The 3,854-nt window shown below is 77.9% G+C and carries 4 protein-coding genes; 2 read left to right on the forward strand and 2 right to left on the reverse strand.

Going from position 1 to position 3,854, the window contains the following annotated elements; translation table 11 throughout:
- Both ACFQH9_RS32135 and ACFQH9_RS32140 read left to right on the forward strand, forming a co-directional pair.
- On the forward strand, window positions 1-1,442 hold a 1,442-nt coding region (locus tag ACFQH9_RS32135; protein ID WP_379572246.1), incomplete at its 5' end, for a PucR family transcriptional regulator.
- Window positions 1,443-1,582: 140 nt separating this feature from the next.
- Entirely contained in the window at window positions 1,583-1,885 is a 303-nt protein-coding gene (locus ACFQH9_RS32140; RefSeq protein ID WP_379572248.1) for a hypothetical protein, read from the forward strand.
- A 26-nt stretch (window positions 1,886-1,911) separates the two neighbouring features.
- Here ACFQH9_RS32140 and ACFQH9_RS32145 read toward each other — a convergent pair whose 3' ends face one another.
- Entirely contained in the window at window positions 1,912-3,303 is a 1,392-nt protein-coding gene (locus tag ACFQH9_RS32145; protein WP_379572250.1) for a GAF domain-containing protein, read from the reverse strand.
- A 166-nt stretch (window positions 3,304-3,469) separates the two neighbouring features.
- On the reverse strand, window positions 3,470-3,854 hold a 385-nt coding region (locus ACFQH9_RS32150; RefSeq protein WP_379572252.1), incomplete at its 5' end, for a hypothetical protein.

A 3,854-nucleotide genomic window follows, 5' to 3' on the forward strand; every position in this document is an offset into this window, starting at 1 on the left:
CCGAGGGCGACGTGACCGGTGCGGCCGCAGCGGCCGGCGCCGCGTGGGTCATGGTCTACGCCCTGCGCGCCCTCGGCGGTCCGGCGGGGCAACTCGTGGTCTCCTGCGCGCAGGAGCCGACCCGGGAGGAGCTCGTCGTCCTGCGGATCCTCGTGCAGCAGACCTCCCTCGCGCTCACCACCGCCCGGCTCCGCCGGGGCGAGCGGACCGCGGTCCGGGAGCGGGGTACCGCGTCGCCGGGGGAGAACGACCGGCTCGCGGCCGTGGTCGCGGACCTGCAGCGCCGCCGGGAGGCCCACGAACGGCTGGCCGCCGCGGTGGCCGCGGAGACGGGGGAGGCGGGCATCGCCGCCGAGGTGCACCGGCTGACCGGTCTGCCGGTGGCGGTCGAGGACGCGTTCGGCGGGCTCCGGGCCTGGGCGGGGCCCGGCCGCCCGGAGAACCCCGTGCGCACCGTCCGCCGGCGCCGGACCGCGCTGCTCGACGAGGCGTGCCGCAGCCCCCGGCCCGTGCGCGACCGCGACCGGCTGGTCGCCGTGGCCAGGCCGCGCGACGAGGTGCTCGGCGTGCTCGCGCTCGTCGACCCCGAGGGCCGGGCGGGGGAGTACGAGACCTTCGTGCTGCAGCACGGCGCGCTGATGCTGACCGTGGAGCTCAGCCACCAGCGCAACCTCGCCGAGACCGAGCTGCGGCTGCGCCGCGACCTCGTCGACGACCTGCTCGCCGGCACCGACGCCGTCGGCGCGCGGGCCCGGGCCGAGGCCCTCGGGCACGACCTCACCAGCCCGCACCGCGTCCTCGTGCTGCGCTGGCCGGCCGAGGACGGCCTGGTCCGGGCGGTGGAGCACGCCACCCGGGCCACCCTCGGGACGACCGCTCTGCTCGCCCGGCACCCGGACGGGGTGGTGCTGGTGGCCCCGGAACCGGAGGAGTCGAACGGGCGGTGCCCGTGGGAGGAGCTGCACCGGGCGGTGACCGACCGGGTCCGCGGGGACGGCGGCGCGATCGGCGTCGGCGCGGTGTGCCGCGACCCGGCCGGGCTGGCCCGCTCCTACCAGGAGGCCCGGCGGGCCCTCACCGTGCGCCTCGGGTCCGGGCGGCCCAGCGGGGTGACCCGGTACGAGGACCTGGGCATCTACCGGGTGCTCACGGTCGACGGCGACGACGGCGAGGTCCGCGGGTACGTCCGGGAGTGGCTCGGGTCCCTGCTCGACTACGACACCACGAGCGGCTCCGAGCTGGTCCGCACCGTCTGGCAGTACCTCGAGCAGGGCGGCAACTACGACGCCACCGCCCGCGCTCTCGTGATCCACCGCAGCACCCTGCGCTACCGGCTCCGCCGGATCCGGGAGATCAGCGGGCACGACCTCGGCGCCGTCGACACCCGGCTCAACCTGCACGTGGCCGCGCGGGCGTGGCACCTGATGCACGGGGTCGTCTGAGCGGAGGTCGTCGCGCAGCGGGGCCCGGGCCGGGCGGGGGCCCACCCGGCCCTGCCTGCAGGGCCGGTGGTCCCTGTCGTGGTGCCGCAAGACGGGTCAGGCTTCCGCATGTCCGCCGCAGGGCGGCGGGAGGAGGACCGATGCGCGAGGGTCCCGAGTCGGTGCGACCCGCCGGGGCCGGCGGGAGCGACGCCGAGCGGGCCGCCCGGCTGGTCCGGCGGTGCGTGGACCTGGACCGGCGGGGGGCGCCGGCGACCGCCCGGCACGCGGCCCTCGACCAGGCGCGGGCGGCCGTCGCGACCGTGCCGCCCGGGCGGTTCCGGGAGCGGCTCTCGACGGTGTGCGACATCCTCACCGACCTGCAGCGCGACGACACCGCCGAGGCGGTGCGGGCCGCGATCGTCCGCGCCCGCGCCGCGCTGGGCCAGCCCGCCGGGAGCTGAGGGGCGCCGGTCGGGCGCCGGCGGGGTCAGGCGCCGCGGGTGTCGTCCGGCCGGCCGAGGTCGAAGACGCTGGACCCGATGCCGCGCGCGACGCGGTCGAGGCGGTTCGCCTGGGCCAGCAGCTTGGCGCGGTGCACGGGCGAGGTCATGCTGCCGGCGAGGCCGGTGAGGTCGGTGGCCACCGCGAGGAGCTCGGTGATGACCGAGGTGTTGAGGTCGTCGGCGATCCGGTCGCGGTCGTCGAGCCGGCGGCGCAGCTCCTGCTCCAGCCGCACCCGGGCGTAGGCCGCGACCAGCCCCGCATGGCCCGCGAGGGAGACGACGGCGTCGAGGTCCTCCCGGCGGTAGGGCGCGCTGCCGCGGCGCCGGCACACCGCGAGCGCGCCCCGCGGGGCACCGGCCGTGTTCAGCGGCGCCACGAGCGCGGGCCCGACGTCCAGCCGGTCCAGCGGGACCCCGATGAGCCGCGGGTCGGCGGGGGCGTCGGCCGTCGCGATCGCCCGCCCGGCCATGAGCGCCAGCCCGGCCTCGCTGTCCCGGGCGCGCAGCCGGGTGTTCTCCACCGCGACGAGCGGCTCCCCCTCGGCCACGGCCACGAGGAACTCGCCCGCTCCCTCGGCCGGGACGAGCAGGGCCGCGGCGTCGCTGTCGCTCAGCTCGCGCAGCGTCGCGACCAGCCCCTCCAGCACCTCGGCGGGCTCCTCGCCCGCGAGCAGGTCGGTGGCCACCTGCGTCGACGCCGCCTGCCACGCCTGTCGCCGGCGGGTCTCGGCGAAGAGCATGGCGTTCTCGATCGCCACCGCGGCGGAGGTCGCCAGGGCCTGGACCAGCTCCTCGTCGTCCGCGCTGAAGACCTCGCCGCGCTCCCGGTCGGTGAGGTAGAGGTTGCCGAACACCTCGTCCCGGACGCGGATCGGGACGCCGAGGAAGCTGGTCATCGGCGGGTGCCCGGGCGGGAAGCCGGTCGAGCGCGCGTCGTCGTGCAGGTTCGCGAGCCGGATCGGGTGCGGGTCGTCGATCAGCGCCCCGAGCAGGCCCTCGCCGCGGGGCGGGCGACCGATCGCGCGGACCTCCTCGTCGGTCATGCCCTCGTGCAGGAACTCGACGAGATGGCCGTCGGCGCCGAGCACGCCGAGCGCCGCGTACCGGGCCCCGACGAGCGCACGGGCCTCGGTGACGACGTGCCGCAGCACGACCGGGAGCTCCAGGTCCGCGCCCACCGCGCGGTGCGCGCGCAGCAGGCCGCGCAGCCGCCCCTGGGTCGCCATGACCTCCTCGGCGCGCTCGACGATCTGCTCCAGCAGCTGGTCGAGCTCCAGCCGGGGGACGTCGACGAAGCCCAGGCCGGAATCCGGCTCCGGGTCGTCGTCGCCCGGCCCCCCGAGACCCTCCCCGTTCCGCGGGCGCGTCTGCACCATCGTCACCACCCGTCACGTCGAGGGGCTCCCACCGCCCGCTCGGGGGGACGGGCCGTGCGGCGAGACGTCCCACTATGGGCCCGGCCGGAGGCGCTGTCCAGGACGAAGGGCGGCGAGGCGAACACGGGAGCCGTGGGGGAGCGGGCGGGTGAGAGGCTGCGGTCGGTCAGGACCAGGGGTCGGCACGATCGTCGAGGTCGGGGCGGTCGTCCCCACGGAAGACCGACCGGGAGTCCGCTCGGGAGCCCGCCCCGGACTCCCGGCCGTCGTCCCCGCGGGTGTCCCACCGGGTGTCGCGGTCCTGGGCGTCCCACCGATCCCGGTCGGCATCCCGGTCGCCGTCCCGGGTCTCGTCCTCGTGCCAGGTCCCGTCCTCGTCCCGGGTCTCGTCCGGGTGCCAGGTCCCGTCCTCGTCCCGGGTCTCGTCCCGGGCGTCCTCGTGGTCACCGGCGGGGGGCCGATCGGCGGGCGGTGGGTCCACGGACGGGCGGGCCGGCCGTTCCGGCGCGTGCGCGGCCGCGCGCACCACGCGGGTGGCCTGCGCCTGCGCG

This window comes from Pseudonocardia lutea (genome assembly GCF_042658055.1).
In the GTDB taxonomy this organism is placed as follows: Bacteria; Actinomycetota; Actinomycetes; order Mycobacteriales; family Pseudonocardiaceae; genus Pseudonocardia; species Pseudonocardia lutea.